This window comes from Echinicola salinicaeni (assembly GCF_014280965.1).
Classification (GTDB): Bacteria; Bacteroidota; Bacteroidia; order Cytophagales; family Cyclobacteriaceae; genus Echinicola; species Echinicola salinicaeni.
The window spans coordinates 379,185-398,051 of sequence record NZ_JACODZ010000004.1; the positions used below are offsets into that span (position 1 = coordinate 379,185).

The window sequence follows — 18,867 nt, forward strand, 5'->3', positions numbered from 1 at the left end:
AAGCCTTATTCAGATTTCAAAGGAAATTAAAGGCTTTGTCAGTTACTTAAGAGAGTTTGAAAAAAAATAAAAATAAGAAATAAGAAGGTAGGAAATTGAATGAAGGTTAATCTTTCAACTTTACAATATTCCAATCTTACAATAATAATTGGACATGAAAATATTAGTACTCGATAATTACGATTCTTTTACCTACAACCTTGTGTATATAGTGCGTGAATTGGGTTTTGGGGATGAAATGGATATATATAGGAACGATAAGATATCCTTAGAAGCTGTGGATGAGTATGATAAAATTTTACTTTCTCCAGGCCCCGGCGTACCCGCTGATGCAGGAATTATGCCTGAATTACTAAAGAAATATGCGGACAAAAAGGATATTTTGGGTGTTTGCCTGGGACATCAGGCCATTGGAGAGGCTTTTGGGGCAGGCTTAAATAACCTAACAGAGGTGGTTCATGGAGTTGCTTCTGAAGTGAAGGTTATCAAGGAAGATATGATTTTCAATGGAGTTCCTGAGAAGTTCAAAATAGGGAGGTACCATAGTTGGGTGATCGATGAAAGTACTTTGTCTGATGAATTGGAAGTCACTGCCAAGACCCCCGATGGTCAAATAATGGCAGTCAGACACAAAGAATATAAGGTGCGAGGCCTGCAGTTTCACCCTGAAAGCATACTTACAGAACATGGAAAGCAGATGGTTCTGAATTGGATTGAGGGATGATTTTGCGCCAGATATCGTTTATTAATAATAAATTGAAAAACAACCACTAAAATAAAGGAACACTGTTCCAAAGGAATATTATCATGAAAGAAATATTAAATCACCTAATTGAGCACCAAACCCTTGGGAAGGAACAAGCCAAAGAGGTTTTGAAAAATATCACTTCTGGGCAATATAATCAGAGCCAAATGGCAGCATTCTTGACAGTTTTTATGATGCGAAGTATCACAGTGGATGAACTTAGCGGATTTAGGGAAGCCATGTTGGAACAGTGTATTCCTGTTGAAATAGGGGAGTATGATGCCATGGATTTATGCGGGACCGGTGGAGATGGGAAAGACACTTTTAATATTTCTACCCTGTCTTCATTTGTGGTTGCCGGAGCTGGTCAAAATGTAGCCAAACATGGTAATAATGGTGTTTCTTCTATTTGTGGTTCCTCGAATCTGTTGGCCAATTTCGGTTATCAGTTTACCAATGATAAGGACGTTATTCGTAAAAACTTGGATGAAGCTGGGATTTGCTTTTTGCATGCCCCATTATTTCACCCAGCAATGAAAAATGTAGGGCCTATTAGAAAAGAGTTAGGCGTAAAAACCTTTTTTAATATGCTCGGTCCCATGGTTAACCCCAGTTTTCCGAAAAAACAGCTTGTAGGGGTTTTTAGTTTGGAGCTAGCCAGGTTATATGGCTATCTCTATCAGAATAACGATGTGAAATTCAGTATTCTTCATGCTTTGGATGGTTATGATGAAATCTCATTGACAGGTGATTTTAAAATGATTTCAAACAGGGGAGAAAAATTATTTGACCCTGAAAATATTGGACTACCAAAAATTTCGGCAGAAAGTATAAAAGGGGGGGAGACCATTGAAGAATCGGCAAAAATCTTTATGGATATTCTCAAAGGAAAAGGCAGCAAAGAGCAAAATGCCGTAGTTATTGCCAATTCTGCTGCTGCGCTTTATACCGCTGACCAAAAACTGAGTTTTGAAGATGCAATTGACAGGGCAGAAGCCTCTTTGAAAGGTGGTGCTGCTTTAAAGAAATTCAACGCTTTAGTGAATCCGAAAACATCTATTTCATTAGCTTAAGGAAATAATATGAATATTTTAGATAAAATAATAGCCCATAAAAAAGAAGAGGTGGCTGAGAGAAAAAGCTTGGTGCCTACTAAATTGTTGGAAAGAAGTATATTTTTCGATAATCAGGTTGTCTCCATGAAGAAATATATTCTACGTGAGGATAAGACTGGGATTATCGCTGAATTTAAGCGAAAATCACCTTCCAAAGGCTTGATCAACGGGACAGCCACAGTTGAAAAAACAAGCATAGGCTATATGCAGGCAGGGGCTTCCGCCTTATCCATTTTAACTGATCAGGAATTTTTTGGAGGGAAAAATGAAGACCTTATTACAGCAAGGAAGTTTAATTTCTGTCCGATTTTAAGAAAAGATTTTATCGTCGATGAATATCAATTGGTGGAAGCCAAATCCATTGGAGCCGATTGCATATTGTTGATTGCAGCGGCTTTGGAACCACAAAGATTGTCTGAACTGGCCAAGTTTGCCAAATCCCTTGGCCTGGAGGTGTTAATGGAGGTGCATGATGGGGAAGAATTGGAAAGATCTGTCAATCCAGATTTGGATTTGGTAGGAGTTAATAATAGAAGTTTGAAGACCTTTGATGTTTCATTGGATACTTCTTATGGCTTGGTGGATAAGATCCCTGATGAGTTTGTGAAAATTTCTGAAAGTGGTATTTCTGATCCCCAGACTTTGGTTGATTTGGCTGCTGCTGGATTTAATGGGTTTTTGATTGGTGAGAACTTTATGAAATCCATTCGACCACATCAGGCTGCGTTAAATTTCATGAATAAATTCAAGGACTTAAGTCCTGATTTTCATAGTCAGAAAGCGTAAATTATGTTGGTGAAAGTTTGTGGGATGCGTGAGCCCAGCAATGTGTCTGAATTGTTGGATAAAGTTTCTCCAGATTTAATGGGAATGATCTTTTTTCCAAAATCTTCTCGTTATGTTGGCCTTTCAAGTCCTGAATTGGAAGTTGCCGACGTAGAAAAGGTGGGTGTTTTTGTCAACAGACCACTGGCGGAAGTAAAGAAGATAGCTGATCAGTTTAATCTATCATATATCCAGCTACATGGAGATGAAGCGCTTGAGTACTTGCAGGAGTTGAAGGGAATTACTTCAGCAAAGATCATTAAGGTTTTCAGGGTAGAAGAAAGTATTGATTGGGATGAACTGAAAGCACTTGAACCCTATGTGAAGTACTTTCTTTTTGATACCCAGACAAAACAGTATGGTGGTTCAGGTAAAAAGTTCGATTGGTCCATATTGGAACATTATCCCTTAGAAAAACCATTTTTGCTAAGTGGAGGTATTGATGGGGATAATGTTGAGAAAATTAAGGAATTGGCCATGAAAGTACCTCAGCTGGCTGGAGTGGACATTAATTCAAAGTTTGAAATCAAAGCAGCTCTGAAAGATGTTGAGAAGATCAAGACATTCGTGGAGGCATTGAAAAGTAATTAGTATAGTAAATAAAGCTTGCCAAGAAGGCATTAGAAATAGCGTTATGATAAAAGTTGATGAAAAAGGGTTCTATGGTAAATTTGGTGGGGCATATATTCCAGAGATGCTTTATCCAAATGTTGAAGAACTCAAGAATAATTATGAGCGAATAATGGAGTCGGATGACTTCAAAAAGGAGTTTCACAGCCTGCTCAAGGATTATGTTGGAAGACCAACTCCATTGTACTTTGCGGAGCGACTTTCCAAGCAATATGGTGCAAAGATTTATCTGAAGAGAGAAGATCTGTGCCATACTGGAGCCCATAAGGTGAATAATACCATTGGACAAATTATCTTGGCTCAAAAACTGGGCAAAAAGAGAATTATAGCTGAAACTGGCGCTGGTCAGCATGGTGTGGCTACCGCCACTGTTTGTGCGCTTATGGGGATGGACTGTACGGTTTACATGGGAGAGATTGATATGGAACGTCAAAAGCCTAATGTGGAGCGTATGCGGATTCTGGGAGCCAAAGTTGTGCCTGCCACATCAGGAAGTAAAACCTTAAAGGATGCTACCAATGAGGCTTTGAGGCAATGGATAAGCAATCCGGTGGATACCCATTATATTATTGGCTCTGTGGTAGGACCACATCCATATCCGGAAATGGTAGCCAGGTTCCAGTCCGTTATCAGCGAAGAAATCAAATATCAGCTTAAAGAAAAAGAAGGTAGAGAAAACCCTGATATAGTTATTGCCTGTGTGGGTGGTGGCAGTAATGCTGCGGGCGCTTTCTATCATTATTATAATACGCCAGAGGTGAGATTGGCGGCCGTTGAGGCAGGTGGACTTGGTGTCAAATCAGGAAAGTCGGCGGCTACTACAGCTTTGGGGACTCCTGGAGTACTTCATGGTAGTAAAACCTTGTTGATGCAGACGGTGGATGGACAAGTGGTAGAGCCGCATTCCATCTCTGCAGGTTTGGATTACCCTGGGATTGGGCCGGTTCATGCCCATTTATTTGATTCAGGAAGAGGCGAATTTTATGCAGTGGATGATGAAGATGCGATGAAAGCCGGTATTGAGCTTAGCAGATTAGAAGGGATTATTCCAGCTATCGAATCTGCTCACGCCCTATCTGCATTGAAGCAAATCAAGTTTGATGCTTCAGATATCATCGTGGTCAATTTATCCGGTAGAGGAGACAAAGATTTGGATACCTATATCAAGTGGGGAGGCTATTAGGAAGTAGGAATTACGAAGTTTGAAGTCTGATGACTGAAGCGCGTAAGTATTAGCTAAGTGAAGCCTTTCAATAAAATACCACTAACCAATAACTAAAAAAAATGAACCGAATAGATCAATTATTTAAAACAAAAACGGAAGGGGTACTTTCCATTTACTTTACTGCAGGCTTTCCCCAGCTGGAGGATACTTTGCCTATAATGGAAGCATTGGAAGCTTCAGGTGCCGATATTATTGAGATCGGCATGCCTTATTCTGATCCTGTGGCAGACGGTCCTACCATCCAAGAAAGCAATAAGGTGGCCTTGGATAATGGTATGAGCATGAAGCAACTTTTTGAGCAGTTGAAAGATATGCGGGAAACAGTTTCTCTTCCTGTTGTGTTGATGGGATATTTGAACCCTATCATGCAATATGGAATGGAAGCTTTCTGCAAAAAATGCCAAGAAGTTGGTGTTGATGGTTTGATTCTTCCTGACCTACCTATGCAGCAGTATTTGGATGAATATAAAGAATTGTTTGATCAATATGATTTGAGGAATACCTTCCTAGTTTCCCCTCAAACCAGTGAAGAACGAATCAAGGAGATCGATCAAAAATCAGATGGTTTCATCTATATGGTGTCTTCCCATAGTATCACTGGGGCAAAATCTGGAATTAGTGATGAACAGGTGGCTTATTTCGATAGGGTGAAAGCCATGAATTTGAAAAATCCACGTTTAATAGGATTTGGTATCTCCGATCATGCTACCTACACCACGGCTTCTTCATTTAGCAATGGTGCCATTATAGGCTCAGCATTTATCAAAGTCTTACAAAATGCGGAAAATCTTCAGCAGGACATTAAAAAATACATTCAAGCAGTAAAACAAGGATAACCATGATTATTCAATTAAAACCTGATATTTCTGAAAGCCAAACCGAAAGTCTAATCAATGAGATAGGTCAGATAGGTTATAAAATAACTGAGGTGAAAACTCAAGAGGGTACTTATTTAGTAGGGATAGGTAGTTCTGATTTTGATATTCGAAGGTTTGGCCATCATGAGGGGATTCAGGATATTCATATTGTTTCTGATGCCTATAAATTGGTTTCCAGAAAGTGGAAAGTAAAACCAACTTCGATTGATCTTGGTGATGGCGTATTTATCAAAGAAGGAGATATGGCCATCATGGCAGGACCTTGCTCCATTGAAACCGAAGAGCAGATTGTCAAAGTAATTGACCACCTTAAAGCCAATGATATCAAGATCATGCGTGGTGGGGTCTATAAGCCAAGGAGCAGTCCCTATGCCTTTAGAGGGTTGGGGATTGATGGCCTGAAATTATGGCATAAACTGGCCAGTGAAGCTGGGATCAAAATCATCACTGAGGTGATGCAGGTTTCTCAAATTGAAGAAATGTTGGATTATGTGGATGTTTTCCAAGTAGGGGCGAGAAATACCCAGAACTTTAATTTGTTGGACGAATTGGGCAAAGTGGATAAACCTGTGATGATCAAGCGAGGGATTTCTGGCACCATAGAAGAACTCTTGCAATCTGCTGAATATGTGTTTTCAGGAGGGAATGAAAAGTTGATTCTTTGTGAAAGGGGAATCAGAACTTATGAAAAGGCCAGTAGGAATACCTTAGATCTGAATGCTGTTCCTATTTTGAAAGATAAGTCCCATTTGCCTGTGGTGGTTGATCCATCACACGGTATTGGTATTCGTAAGTTTGTACATCAAATGGCATTAGCAGGAGTAATGGCAGGTGCTGATGGAATAATCTATGAAGCTCATGAAGTGCCGGAAAAGGCCTATTCCGATGGGCAACAGACTTTGAACTTTGCCCAAAGTGCACAGTTGACAGATCAAATAAGGAAAATATTTGCCATGAGAAAAACATTTGACTTGTTGTAAGTCTTTGATTTTGTTTTATTGAAATGAAAAGTTACCTTTGAGCATCATGTTCGAAAATCAAGCAGTAAAATATTATAGCCATTATTATCACTTCTTTTCCAGCTGGGATTAGGTGTAGGGCTATATGCTTTACTTTGAGGAATAAATTTATAAGCCTAATCCATTTGGATTAGGCTTTTTTGTTTTAAACATGGCTTGAAAAATAACGTAAATTTAGTAGGAACTAACCCAGATATAATATGACTGAAAAATCAGCGGATTGGGTCTTTCAAGATCCACGATTAAAAAAAATGGAGCAGGATTACGATGCTTACACCCAAGAAGATTTTGAGGTGTGGAGAATCCTATATGAAAGGCAAATTGTCAACCTTCCCAATGCGGCTTCTCAGGCTTATTTGGATGGGGTGAAAGCAATTAATTTTGGTCCAGACCGCATTGCCAACTTTAAGGAGGTCAATCAGATTCTGGGAGATTCAACAGGTTGGGGCGTACAGGTAGTTCCGGGTTTGATTGATGATGATTTGTTCTTTGGACTACTAAAAAACAAGCGGTTTCCCTCTTCAACATGGTTGAGGAAAATGGAGCAATTGGATTATTTGGAAGAACCAGATATGTTCCATGATGCCTTTGCCCATATGCCCATGCTGACCAACCAATCCTATGTGGATTTTTTGGAAAATCTCGGGGGGATTGCCTTGAAGCATATCGATAATAAGTGGGCAGTAGAATTGCTTTCCAGAATTTACTGGTTTACCATTGAATTTGGTCTGATCAGGGAAAACGGAGCTTTGAGAATTTATGGGGCTGGTATCCTAAGCTCGGCAGGAGAAACCAAGTTTAGTCTTTCTGATGAGCCTGCACATATAGATTATGATGTGAGAAGGATTATGCAGACGGCTTATTGGAAGGATAAATTCCAGGACAAATACTTTGTGATTGAAAGCTATGAACAATTGTATAAGTCCTTGCCTGAGATTGAAAGTGTGTTGTTGGAAGAATTGGCAATTCATCGGTCGATAAATGATTGAATTAAGAAAAGGTGATTTGCTCAAGCTTTCCTGAAAAGTTCTGAAAAAGGATAAAACAGCCAAATCAAGTCGAGAATACCTTCATTTATAGGGAATATTGTTTAATTTTGATGTTCTTAAAAAATGAAGCAAAAAAGCTGTTGAAAGCAGCTAGAAATATTAACAACCTAAAGTATAGACCTCAACAGATCCCTTTGGGAGTTTGAGGTCTATTTAGCTTTAAAGTAGATTGAGATAGATGGATGTAGCCATTATTAAATACAATTCCGGAAATGTACAGTCAGTATTGTACGCCATGGAAAGATTGGGGGTCAAGGCTTCACTAACTGATAATCCTGAGGAAATCAAAAAAGCAGATAAGGTGATTTTTCCCGGTCAAGGAGAAGCCAGTTCTGCTATGAGGTATCTTAAAGAAAGGAATCTGGATCAGTTGATTAAAGATTTGAAGCAGCCTTTCTTTGGTATTTGTCTGGGACAGCAGTTGTTGTGCGAATATTCAGAGGAAAATGACACGCCTTGCTTAGGTGTTTTCCCTATTAGAGTTAAAAAGTTTCCTCCTTTGGATAAGGTACCCCATGTAGGCTGGAACAATCTGGAAAACCTTAAGAGCCCCTTATTAAAGGGACTTGATGACAATGACTATGTATACTATGTGCATAGTTATTTTGCAGAGGTTCATCCTGAATATACCATTGCTACTACGCATTATCTTAATGATTTCAGTGCCCTTTTACATAAAGATAACTTTTATGCCATGCAGGCACATCCCGAAAAGAGTAGTCTTTCCGGAGAGAAAATATTAACCAACTTCTTGAATTTGTAATCATGGAAATAATTCCAGCTATAGATATTATTGGGGGCAAATGTGTCCGTTTGACCCAAGGAGATTATGGGCAGAAAAAGGAATATGCCAGCAACCCTTTAGAGGTAGCGAAGAAATTTGAACAAGCGGGAATCCGACGCTTGCACTTGGTGGATTTGGATGGAGCCAAAGCCAAGACCATTGTCAATAAGGCCGTACTGGAAAATATTACCAGCAATACCCAATTGAAGGTGGATTTTGGTGGTGGTGTTCAATCTGATGAAACCATTCAAATGGCATTTGATGCTGGAGCAAGTCAGGTGACCGGAGGAAGTATTGCTGTAAAGAACCCTCAGTTGTTTGAAGGCTGGATTAAGAGTCACGGATCTGAGAAAATCATCTTGGGGGCAGATGCCAAGGATAGAAAAATAGCCATCAGTGGTTGGGAAGAAACTACCGAGGCTGATTTGGTGGACTTTATTAAAGACTATCATGCCAAGGGGATCAAGTATGTGATCTGTACCGATGTAGCCAAAGATGGTTTGCTTCAAGGGCCCTCTGTGGATTTGTACAAGGAAATTCTTCAGGAGATTCCAGGTATTCAGTTGATTGCCAGTGGAGGTGTGGCAGAGATGAAGGATCTTGAAGAATTGGAGAAAATAGGCGTTTATGGGACAATAGTGGGGAAGGCCTTTTATGAAGGTAGAATTTCACTGGAACAATTGGCCTCATTCGTTAAATAAGGAAATTATGCTGACTAAAAGAATCATTCCCTGTTTGGATATTAAGGAGGGTAGAACCGTAAAAGGGGTTAACTTTGTGGATCTTAGGGATGCTGGAGATCCTGTAGAATTGGCCAAGGTATATTCTGATGAGGGTGCTGATGAACTGGTGTTTTTGGATATTACAGCGACGGTGGACAAAAGAAAAACATTGGTAGACTTGGTGACAAGAGTGGCCAAAGCGATCAATATTCCCTTTACTGTAGGAGGAGGGATTTCTACTGTGGAGGATGTGAAAGTCCTTTTGAATGCAGGAGCGGATAAAATCAGTATTAATTCGGCAGCAGTAAAAAGGCCTGAGGTCATCAATGAGATGGCGGCTGAATTTGGGAGTCAATGTATTGTCGTGGCCATTGATACTCGAAATATTGATGGGATTGATTTTGTCCATACCCATGGAGGAAGAAAACCAACTATATTGAAAACCCAAGAATGGGCTAAAGAAGTGGCCGATAGAGGTGCTGGGGAGATATTATTGACCAGTATGGATCACGATGGTACCAAAGCTGGATTTGCCAATGATCTTACCAGTGAGATTTCTTCAGCCTTGAGTATTCCTGTGATTGCCTCTGGAGGGGCAGGGAATATGGAGCATTTCAAAGATGTATATATTGCAGGGAAGGCTGAAGCGGCCTTGGCAGCCAGTATTTTCCACTTTAAAGAAATTGCTATTCCTGACCTGAAATCCTATCTCTCTGGAGAAGGGGTTAGTACCAGACTTTAAATAAAACAGAAAATAAAACGCTGGGCTTTTTAATGGAGCTCAATATATAATGGAGAATTTAAAAATCGATTTTGAAAAGGTAAACGAATTGGTACCAGCAGTCATTCAAGATGCGAATACCAATAAGGTGTTGATGCTGGGCTATATGAATGAAGAGGCCTTAAATCAGACTCAGGAAAGCGGAAAGGTTACTTTTTTTAGCCGTACCAAACAAAGACTTTGGACTAAGGGAGAAACCTCTGGTAATTTCTTGAATGTAAAAGATATTAAGGTGGATTGTGACAATGATACCTTATTGATTTTTGTGGATCCTGTTGGGCCGGTTTGTCACACAGGGGCAGATACTTGCTTTGATGAGAAAAATTCCTCAAAAACTGCTTTTATAGACCATCTACGAAGAATTATCAAGGACAGGAAAAACAATCCAAGTGATCAATCCTATACTGCCTCTCTATTCGAAAAGGGGATCAATAAAGTAGCCCAAAAAGTAGGGGAAGAGGCTGTGGAAATTGTGATTGAAGCCAAAGATGATAATAAAGAGCTATTTATGGGAGAGGCTGCCGATTTACTTTTCCATTATCTGGTATTATTAGAGGCCAAAGGATATGAATTGGACGAGGTGATTGATGTTTTGATCAAGAGGCATCAGAAATAATAAATTGATCTATCTTATTTAACCTGTTTAAACACAGATTTACAAGGATGGGCACAGATGATTAGGTTTTGTTTGTGTTGATTCTTTAAATCTGTGGTTTATTTTTAATAGCAAAACGGTGTTTTGTTTATGTTTTTTAACATTTAATTTTTGGGTATTTGTTTGTGTTTTTCTTCTTTTGGGAAAGTTTTTAGTTGATAGAACTCAATCATTTGTTCAATTTTGATGACTTCTCTTTTTTGTGGCAATGATTTTTTCATTTAAAGGAAAAAGAAGCCTTAAGTTGAAATTGTCTATTGAACTTTTACAAGTGTGGATATATTTGTCATTGAAGAATATTGTTTTTTATAGTTATGAAAATAATTTATGCATTTTTGTGTGCTTTTTTTCTTGTTCATGTTGTTTATTCCCAGGGTTTTACGATTAGTGGTTCGGTCCGGGAAAGTGGCTCCAAAGAAAATTTAATTGGTGTAAATATTTATGACAAGCTTGCTCAAAAAGGTGCAGTAACCAATAAATATGGTTACTTCAGTTACACTAGTGAGAGAGATAGTGTGGATTTGTACATAAGTTATGTAGGTTTCAAAACACAAAGGATTCAGCTAGGAAAGGTCCAGGATACAACAATTCAAGTTTTATTAGTTCCTGAAGCTGATTTAGATGAAGTAGTTGTATCGGCAGAAGTCGACCAAATTCAGGAAACTACTAGAATGGGGAGCATCAATGTTCCTGTGAGGCAGATCAAGGAATTACCTGCATTAATGGGGGAAGTCGATGTTTTAAAGGCCCTTCAACTCATGCCGGGTGTTCAATCGGGAACGGAGGGAGCTAGTGGACTTTATGTAAGAGGAGGAGGTCCTGATCAAAATTTGATTCTATTGGATGGAGTGCCCGTTTATAACGCCTCCCATTTATTTGGTTTCTTTTCGGTATTTAATGCGGACGCATTGAACAATGTAGAGGTGATAAAAGGAGGCTTTCCTTCAAGGTATGGAGGGAGGTTGTCTTCAGTAGTGGACGTTACCATGAGAGAAGGGAATATGGAAAAAGTAAAGGGGGAAGGTTCCATAGGACTGATATCCTCTAAAGTTACAGTGGAAGGTCCTTTAGAAAAAGAAAAATCCTCATTTCTGGTGTCAGCAAGAAGAACCTATCTAGACCTTTTGGCTAGACCATTAATCATCGCATCAAGCAATGGAAAGGAAAATCCGGGATACTATTTTTATGACCTTAATGGTAAGGTCAATCGAAAAATCAATGATAAGAACAGGTTGTATTTCAGTGTTTACGGGGGAAAAGATAAGGCGTATTATAAATATTCTGGTAGTACTTATAGCGGTACTCAAGAAAGCCATGAAGATGAATTTGGCTTGAAGTGGGGAAATTTAATTTCTGCATTGAGATGGAATAATATCATTAATAAGCGCTTATTCAGTAATTATACTTTTACATTCAGTAGATACAATTTTGATTTATTTAGTTTTTATAGAGAAGATGTTAGTGGAAATAACGAGACTAATTCGCTGACTTATTCTGAAAATTATTTTTCTGGTATTCGAGATTGGGCGTTCAAGGCTGATTATGATTATGTTCCGAATCCTGATCACTATATCCGTTTTGGAGGGAATATGACCTTCCATAAGTTTTCACCAGGTGTTTACGTGACGAAGGATAATAATGATCCAGCAACTATAGAAGGCACTACTGCCCTGAACTCGACAGAATATGCCATATATGCGGAAGATGATATCAACTTTTCTGGCAAATTAAAAGCAAATCTTGGTTTGCATTATTCAGGTTTTATAACAGGTAAAAAGAACTATCAATCCCTACAACCTAGAATTGCTGCTAGGTATTTAGTGAATCCAAGTACTTCCATAAAAGCTTCTTTTGTAACGATGAGGCAATATATCCACCTGTTGACCAATGCAGGTTTAGGACTTCCGACGGATTTATGGGTGCCCTCTACAGAGAATATACGCCCCCAAGAAGCGATGCAGTTTGGCTTAGGAGCCGTGAAAAATATTAATGGTTTTGAGTTAAGCATAGAGGCTTATTATAAAAATATGGATGGCTTGATAGCATATAAGGATGGCTCTACCTATTTAAATGTTGATCAAGATTGGCAAGAAAAGGTAGCTGTTGGAGAGGGAAGAAGTTATGGTTTAGAGTTATTGATACAAAAGAAAATAGGGAGGATTTCGGGTTGGTTAGGTTATACACTTTCTAAAAGTGAAAGACGTATGGATGAGATTAATTTCGGAGAGTGGTTTCCGTACAAATATGATCGAAGACATGATGTCAGTCTAGCAATTACGCATGAATGGAATGATAATAAAGATTTTTCATTAGCCTGGGTATACGGAACAGGGAATGCTATATCTCTCCCTACCCAAATGTATGAAGCCCCTCGTTCCAGTTATTCAAGATGGGCCTATTCCAATGAAGTAAGGTATTACGAGTCTCGAAATAATTTCCGAAATCGCGCTTATCATAGACTGGACTTGAGCTTCAGCTGGTGGAAAACAAAAAAATGGGGCGAGAGAAAATGGACCTTGGCTATTTATAATGCCTATAATAGAATGAATCCCTTCTTCATGGATTTTGGGTATGATAAAGCAAGAGTTAGAAAGCTATATCAATACAGTTTATTTCCAATGATTCCATCGGTAACGTACGGCATTAAATTTTAAGAATCATGAATAGAATATTTTTCCAATTTATAAAGATAGACCGCTTAACAATTCTTTTGGGGCTATGGGTGAGTTTGGTGAGTTGTGAAAAAGAGATAGCCTGGGATTTACCTGAGCAAAGTGCCAATCTAGTTGTTCATGCTGACTTATACAACGACAGTATCCCTAAGGTTAGGCTTACTTACAGTAAGTCAATTCTGGACACCTCTTTGCACTTTAAACCGGTTACCGATGCAGAGGTTATTCTTTCGAATAATGACAAAACAGTAATTTTGAAGTATAAAGAGGAAGAGGGAATTTACTTTAGTAATGATATTATATTAGAAGAAAATGAGCGTTATCAAGTTAGGGTTAATGCAGAGGGATATGATCCAGTATTTAGTGAGGTAGTTGTACCCAAAATGGTTCCGATAGCAGAAGTGAAGTTTAATGAGGAGGGAAGTTCTGAAAACAATGACCCTCAGGAAGGTGTAACTATCATATTTGATGATCCTGCGGAGGAAGATAACTATTACGTTATTCTAACACGAATTATTAGGGAATATGATTACGGAAATGGAAACTCGGGTAGCCAAGAATTATTTGTTTATATGGAGCCGAAAAATCCAGTATATCAAAAGGAATATAATTCAGGTGCTGGAATTATGTTTAACGATCAACTTTTTGCAGGGGAAACCGCAAAAATTGACTTGAAATTATCTGGCAGTTTTCTGAGAGGATATGATCATAATGGAGGGGATGCGGTTAATCAAGAAATTTATTTTATCCTATACTCTGTGTCAGAATCTTATTTTCGTTTTTATAATACTTTTGGTTTACAGTCTTATAATAATGGAGATCCCTTTGCTCAGCCTGTTCAAGTCTATACGAATGTTGAAAATGGCCTAGGTGTGGTCACTGGACAAAGTGTATTCAGTTACCGATTCAAATAGATGAAATTAGATCAAAACTTTTATATAAATTTGATACGATTTTAACAAGATAGAAAATACCATCTGTGTTTATCATATTTATGTGTGGTTTGGTTTTAATAGACTGGGAATTCTTTTTCAAGTCCCTCAAAATCATCAATCATCAGCCAGCTAGGCTGCTTTACCAATTTACGGTCAGCAGCAGGGAAAGTTCCATTGCTGATATGGTAAATGGCAGCGTTTAGCCGAGGATCTTCAAGATCTCCCCAGTTTTTGTTGACCTCGTCCATTGCCTTAAAATCTACTGGAAAACCCTCAAAATATTCCGCTTTACCATCTGCATTGGCAGTAGAAAAAGTTATGGGTACCAGTTCAATATTATGCTTTTTGAGCATTTTATTGAAGTTCGAAATGGGGAAAGCACCCACAGGTTTGCCATAAGTATTGCTCCCCACCAAATAAACATCCATATAAGGAGTAAGACAATTAATGGTTAGCTCACTCGCAGAAGCTGACCCACCAGAGGTGATGAAGTAAACTCTTTCCAAATCAATGCTTCCCATCTTTTTGAAATTTGTAGCATTTTCATATTTAGTTTTGTTATGATTGTACTGGTTGGTATACATGGTCATTCCATCAGCACTATTGGGGACAAGACTGTTCATGATTTGTTCAGCCACATCCACAGACCCACCGCCATTATATCTGAGATCAATGATCAATTCATCGATGTTTTCTTCCTCAAAATAATCCAAAGACTCTTCGACCTCAAGACTTTTGGTTGGGGACTGTCCAACAGTGGCTTTAAAACTGTTGTACACCCAATAGCCGATTCTTTTTCCAGCATTTTCATAGATGTTTTGATAAAGCACGGAATTAGCTTGGTAGGCCGCTTTTGTAATGGTCCTCGTCGTGATACTTCCATCTGGAAGCTCAAAGGTGAAACTATTGTTCACACCACTCTCCCCTGGGCCAAGTTGGAAGTCATAACCATTTCCAACTTTGTAACTTGAAACTGGTTTTCCATTAATTTCTAAGACTTTCCAGCCTCTTTGCCAGCCATCCATTCCTGCAGGAGATTCTCTATAAACAAATGCCAAATACAGGTTTTCATCAGCGTCAAGTGCCCATCCAAAACCATGACCGCTATTTTGGCCAGTAAAGGCTCTATCAAAATCTTCAGGAGTTGTAATATAAGACCACCGGTCGAAGGGTTTGTATTTTAAGCTTTCCAAATAGTCTTGTAAAGATTCTGAACGGTCAAGGGAAAATTGCTCAGGGAGTTCCCGGTTCCAAAAATACCATTCATGCATACTGGCGAAAATAGCCGTTTTAACGGTGTCTTCAATATATACTGGATCATCCATTTCATTACAGGATGGCAGTGTATAAAATAACACCATTGCTAGCAAAAAAAACTGGATAGACTTATAGAAAACTCTCTTCATAACTATGGACTGTGCTAATAGTATAAACGTAACGCTCTTATTGCTTGGTTTAATTAAGCCCTTAAGATAAAGGATTATTAAATTTTAGAATAATATACAAAAGTTAAAACCACAATAGTCCTTTCAGTGTTAATAATAGAGTTAAGCAAAAATAATTATGGAAAAAACAGCAGCCAAGAAAACAACTAAGGTAGACAAAAGGGCCAAGCTCATTGAACAGTTTAAAAACCATGTGTTGGAAAATGGAAAAGAGCCAGTTTCTGTTTTTAAATTCACCCAGTCCTTGAAAATGAAGGAGGTGGATTTTTATGCTTTCTTCTCAAGCTTTACGGGAATTAAAAGAGCTATTTGGCAGACTTTTTTCAAAGAAACTATTTCCATTCTGAATAATCAGGAGGTGTATAATGAGTATAGTGGTCGAGAAAAGCTTTTGGCATTTTTTTATACTTGGATAGAGGAGTTGAAGAATAATAGGAGCTATTTGCTCACTTTATACGGAACAGATAAGCTTCCCAAAAGCAGTCTGCCAAAAGAGCTGGGAGGCTTTAGGCAGGATTTTAAGGAATATGTAAATGAGATCCTTCAAGTGGGAGAAGAAACAGAAGAAATAGCTTCTAGACCATTTATCAGTGAAAAGTATGATGAAGCACTGTGGTTACAGGTACTTTTTATATTTAGATTCTGGATCAAGGATCACTCTGAAGGTTTTGAGAAAACCGATGAAGCTATAGAGAAATCTGTCAACCTTGCTTTTGATTTGATGGGTAAAAGTGCTTTGGACACCTTTATTGATTTTGCAAAGTTTCTTCACCAGTCTAAGTAAAAAATGAGAGAGGAAAGAAAAGAGCAGGGACAGATTCCTGTGGGAAAGGTACAGCGTGCCGCTAAATTTATCAGTACAGGTGCTAAGGTAGGAGGAAACTATATTAAACACTATGCAAAAAAAATAGCAGACCCCAAATTGTCCAGGGAAGAACTGGATAATGATAACGCCACAGATATTTATGATTCTTTAAGTCAACTGAAAGGAAGTGCGCTCAAGGTGGCTCAAATGATGTCTATGGATAGGAATATGCTCCCTAGGGCATACCAAGAAAGGTTTTCTATGGCGCAATATAGTGCTCCACCATTGTCTTATCCCTTGGTAGTAAAGACCTTCCAAAAATATTTTAGCAAAACACCAGAAGTTTTATTTGATCAATTTACCAGATCAGCCGTCAATGCTGCTTCTATTGGTCAGGTGCATCAGGCTGTTTTAAAAGACAAAAAGCTGGCAGTGAAAATTCAGTACCCTGGTGTAGCGGACAGTATCAGTTCAGATCTGAAATTGGTGAGGCCTTTTGCCTTGCGTTTATTGAATATCAGTGAAAAAGAATTGAGTCATTACTTGGCTGAAGTGGAGGAAAGGTTAATTGAGGAGACTGATTATGAACTGGAAGTCAAAAGATCCAAGGAGATTTCTGCCGAATGTGCCCATATCCCCAACCTTGCCTTTCCCCAATACTATGAGGAGTTAAGTTGTGAAAGGGTGATTACCATGGATTGGCTGACAGGTAATCATATTAAGGAATGGCTTCTGAAAAAACCTAGCCAAAAAGATAGAAACAGGATCGGGCAGGCTTTATGGGATTTTTATCATCATCAGGTACATGAATTGAAACAGGTTCATGCAGATCCTCATCCTGGCAACTTTATTATTTTGGAGGATGGGAAACTTGGGATTATTGATTTTGGGTGTGTTAAGGTGATTCCAGAAGATTTTTATCAGGGATACTTTAGTCTTATTAAGAAGGAATTAGTGGCCAATCAAGAAGAATTGGACAAGATTTTTTATAGTCTTGAGTTTATTTCTGATCAAGACACTGAAGAAGAGAAAAGATTCTTCAAGTCGATATTCAAGGAGATGATTTCCTTGATAGGTAAGCCATTTCATGAAGAGAACTTTGATTTTGCGGACAATAATTATTTTGACCAGATTTATGAATTGAGTGACAGGGTTTCCAATGATAAGATGTTCAAAAAATCCAGACAAGCGAGAGGCTCCAGACATGGTTTATATGTAAACAGGACCTATTTTGGCTTGTATAGTTTATTGAACCAACTTGGGGCAAAAGTTGATACTACCAAACCTGATTGGTTATTATAGAGTTAAAACTAAAAAGGCCAACAAGCTCGTTATCTGCTGGCCTTTTTAGTTTAAAAGAAATTATTGTTTATAGGTGATTCTATAGATGCAGCCAGCCATATCATCAGAAATAAGGAGGCTACCATCAGGGAGTTCCTGGACATCCACTGGTCTGCCCCAAACTTCTTGGCTTTCATCATCAAGCCAGCCTGAAGCAAAGTCAGATTCTCCACTTACTTCGCTTCCATTGAGTTGTACATTACTCACTACATAGCCTGATTTTTTGCTTCGGTTCCAAGAACCATGTTTGGCCACAAAAATGGATTTGCTGTAGGATGCTGGAAATAAACTTCCCTCATAGAAACGCATGCCCAATGGTGCTACATGAGGTCCCATTTTAGCTTTTGGTGCAATATAGGCCGACTGTTCATCTCCTGCATCTCCAAATTCAGGATCTTTTACATCTCCTGCATGCCAATATGGATAACCAAAATGCTGCCCAGTTTCAGTGATTTCATTTAATTCACACTCAGGAATATTATCCCCCATTTGGTCACGGCCATTGTCTGTAAACCAAAGGTTTTTGGTGTCAGGATGAAAATCAAAACCTACTGAATTCCTCACACCATGTGCTACAATTTCTGGTTCAATAGAAGTAGCTTTTACATCGATTCTGGTAATGGTGGCAAATACGTCTTCCTCAGGGTCGCATATATTACAGGGAGCCCCTACTGGAACATATAATTTTCCATCAGGACCAAAGTCAATGAATTTCCACCCATGATGTCCTTCAGTAGGGTAGCCATCATATACCACTTCAAAACTAGGGTCTGAAAGGTTGTTTTTGATGTCCGGGAATTTGAGGATTCGACTGATTTCAGCTACATAAAGGTCACCATCTTTATAGGCGACTCCGTTAGGTGAGTTTAGGCCTTCAGCAAGTGTATATCGGTAGTTAGCTTTACCATCCCCATTTTCGTCGATTAAGGCATAAACTTGTTTTTCTTGTCGGTTACCAACAAAGACTATTCCTTCCTCGCTTATCGTCATGGACCTGGCATTAGGTACATTAGCGGCCCAAACCTCGATGGAGAAATCTTCTGGTAATTGAATGGTTTCAAGTTTAACTTCTGCAGAGTCTTTTGAAATATCTACCCTGTTGGAACCATCGACGGCATCAATAGGCTGTAGTTTGTTTTCATCTGAAGAACAGGAAAGCAATAAACCAAGGGCCAAAGCCCCTAATATGGATTTTTGATAGGTCATAAGTAGTATGCTATTTGTTCAATAATGCTATAAGT

Annotated in this window: 18 protein-coding genes; 16 read left to right on the plus strand and 2 right to left on the minus strand. The window is 38.7% G+C overall.

The annotated features are described in order from the left end of the window. Positions 1-154 precede the first annotated feature (154 nt). The 14 genes from H7U17_RS09515 (at position 155) to H7U17_RS09580 (ending at position 14,014) form a co-directional block, all read left to right on the plus strand. The gene (locus tag H7U17_RS09515; RefSeq protein WP_186756469.1) at positions 155-724 is read left to right on the plus strand and encodes an anthranilate synthase component II; all 570 of its coding nucleotides are present in this window, start codon (positions 155-157) and stop codon (positions 722-724) included. Between the two features lie 83 nt (positions 725-807). After that, positions 808-1,818, plus strand: coding sequence for an anthranilate phosphoribosyltransferase (gene trpD / locus H7U17_RS09520; protein WP_186756470.1), 1,011 nt, complete (start codon positions 808-810; stop codon positions 1,816-1,818). 9 nt (positions 1,819-1,827) lie between these two features. Continuing rightward, positions 1,828-2,646 carry an indole-3-glycerol phosphate synthase TrpC gene (trpC, locus tag H7U17_RS09525; protein WP_186756471.1) on the plus strand — a complete coding sequence of 273 codons (819 nt, stop codon included), beginning with the start codon at positions 1,828-1,830 and terminating at the stop codon, positions 2,644-2,646. 3 nt (positions 2,647-2,649) lie between these two features. Further along, on the plus strand, positions 2,650-3,276 hold the full coding sequence (locus H7U17_RS09530; RefSeq protein ID WP_186756472.1) for a phosphoribosylanthranilate isomerase: 627 nt from the start codon (positions 2,650-2,652) through the stop codon (positions 3,274-3,276). A gap of 43 nt (positions 3,277-3,319) precedes the next feature. Then, positions 3,320-4,498, plus strand: coding sequence for a tryptophan synthase subunit beta (gene trpB / locus H7U17_RS09535; protein ID WP_186756473.1), 1,179 nt, complete (start codon positions 3,320-3,322; stop codon positions 4,496-4,498). A gap of 101 nt (positions 4,499-4,599) precedes the next feature. Then, the gene (gene trpA, locus H7U17_RS09540; RefSeq protein ID WP_186756474.1) at positions 4,600-5,376 is read left to right on the plus strand and encodes a tryptophan synthase subunit alpha; all 777 of its coding nucleotides are present in this window, start codon (positions 4,600-4,602) and stop codon (positions 5,374-5,376) included. A 2-nt stretch (positions 5,377-5,378) separates the two neighbouring features. Further along, positions 5,379-6,398, plus strand: coding sequence for a bifunctional 3-deoxy-7-phosphoheptulonate synthase/chorismate mutase (locus tag H7U17_RS09545; RefSeq protein ID WP_186756475.1), 1,020 nt, complete (start codon positions 5,379-5,381; stop codon positions 6,396-6,398). Positions 6,399-6,637: 239 nt separating this feature from the next. After that, complete coding sequence (locus H7U17_RS09550) at positions 6,638-7,426, plus strand: phenylalanine 4-monooxygenase (RefSeq protein ID WP_186756476.1); 789 nt, start codon at positions 6,638-6,640, stop codon at positions 7,424-7,426. 238 nt (positions 7,427-7,664) lie between these two features. Then, complete coding sequence (gene hisH, locus H7U17_RS09555) at positions 7,665-8,249, plus strand: imidazole glycerol phosphate synthase subunit HisH (RefSeq protein WP_186756477.1); 585 nt, start codon at positions 7,665-7,667, stop codon at positions 8,247-8,249. 2 nt (positions 8,250-8,251) lie between these two features. Further along, positions 8,252-8,971 carry a 1-(5-phosphoribosyl)-5-[(5-phosphoribosylamino)methylideneamino]imidazole-4-carboxamide isomerase gene (gene hisA / locus H7U17_RS09560; RefSeq protein WP_186756478.1) on the plus strand — a complete coding sequence of 240 codons (720 nt, stop codon included), beginning with the start codon at positions 8,252-8,254 and terminating at the stop codon, positions 8,969-8,971. A gap of 7 nt (positions 8,972-8,978) precedes the next feature. Further along, positions 8,979-9,734: an imidazole glycerol phosphate synthase subunit HisF gene (gene hisF, locus H7U17_RS09565; RefSeq protein WP_186756479.1), complete on the plus strand. Its 756-nt coding sequence runs from the start codon at positions 8,979-8,981 to the stop codon at positions 9,732-9,734. 49 nt (positions 9,735-9,783) lie between these two features. Then, the gene (gene hisIE / locus H7U17_RS09570) at positions 9,784-10,389 is read left to right on the plus strand and encodes a bifunctional phosphoribosyl-AMP cyclohydrolase/phosphoribosyl-ATP diphosphatase HisIE (protein WP_186756480.1); all 606 of its coding nucleotides are present in this window, start codon (positions 9,784-9,786) and stop codon (positions 10,387-10,389) included. Between the two features lie 353 nt (positions 10,390-10,742). Further along, the gene (locus H7U17_RS09575) at positions 10,743-13,082 is read left to right on the plus strand and encodes a TonB-dependent receptor (RefSeq protein ID WP_186756481.1); all 2,340 of its coding nucleotides are present in this window, start codon (positions 10,743-10,745) and stop codon (positions 13,080-13,082) included. Positions 13,083-13,087: 5 nt separating this feature from the next. After that, on the plus strand, positions 13,088-14,014 hold the full coding sequence (locus H7U17_RS09580; protein ID WP_186756482.1) for a DUF4249 domain-containing protein: 927 nt from the start codon (positions 13,088-13,090) through the stop codon (positions 14,012-14,014). 95 nt (positions 14,015-14,109) lie between these two features. Here the strand turns inward: H7U17_RS09580 and H7U17_RS09585 are convergent, their stop codons facing one another. Beyond that, positions 14,110-15,441 carry a S41 family peptidase gene (locus H7U17_RS09585; protein ID WP_186756483.1) on the minus strand — a complete coding sequence of 444 codons (1,332 nt, stop codon included), beginning with the start codon at positions 15,439-15,441 and terminating at the stop codon, positions 14,110-14,112. 157 nt (positions 15,442-15,598) lie between these two features. Between H7U17_RS09585 and H7U17_RS09590 the strand changes: the two genes are divergently transcribed. Beyond that, complete coding sequence (locus tag H7U17_RS09590; protein WP_186756484.1) at positions 15,599-16,264, plus strand: TetR family transcriptional regulator C-terminal domain-containing protein; 666 nt, start codon at positions 15,599-15,601, stop codon at positions 16,262-16,264. 3 nt (positions 16,265-16,267) lie between these two features. Continuing rightward, positions 16,268-17,587: an ABC1 kinase family protein gene (locus H7U17_RS09595; RefSeq protein ID WP_186756485.1), complete on the plus strand. Its 1,320-nt coding sequence runs from the start codon at positions 16,268-16,270 to the stop codon at positions 17,585-17,587. Positions 17,588-17,647: 60 nt separating this feature from the next. Here the strand turns inward: H7U17_RS09595 and H7U17_RS09600 are convergent, their stop codons facing one another. Beyond that, positions 17,648-18,832, minus strand: a complete 1,185-nt coding sequence (locus H7U17_RS09600) for a PQQ-dependent sugar dehydrogenase (protein ID WP_186756486.1) — start codon at positions 18,830-18,832, stop codon at positions 17,648-17,650. Positions 18,833-18,867: the final 35 nt, after the last annotated feature.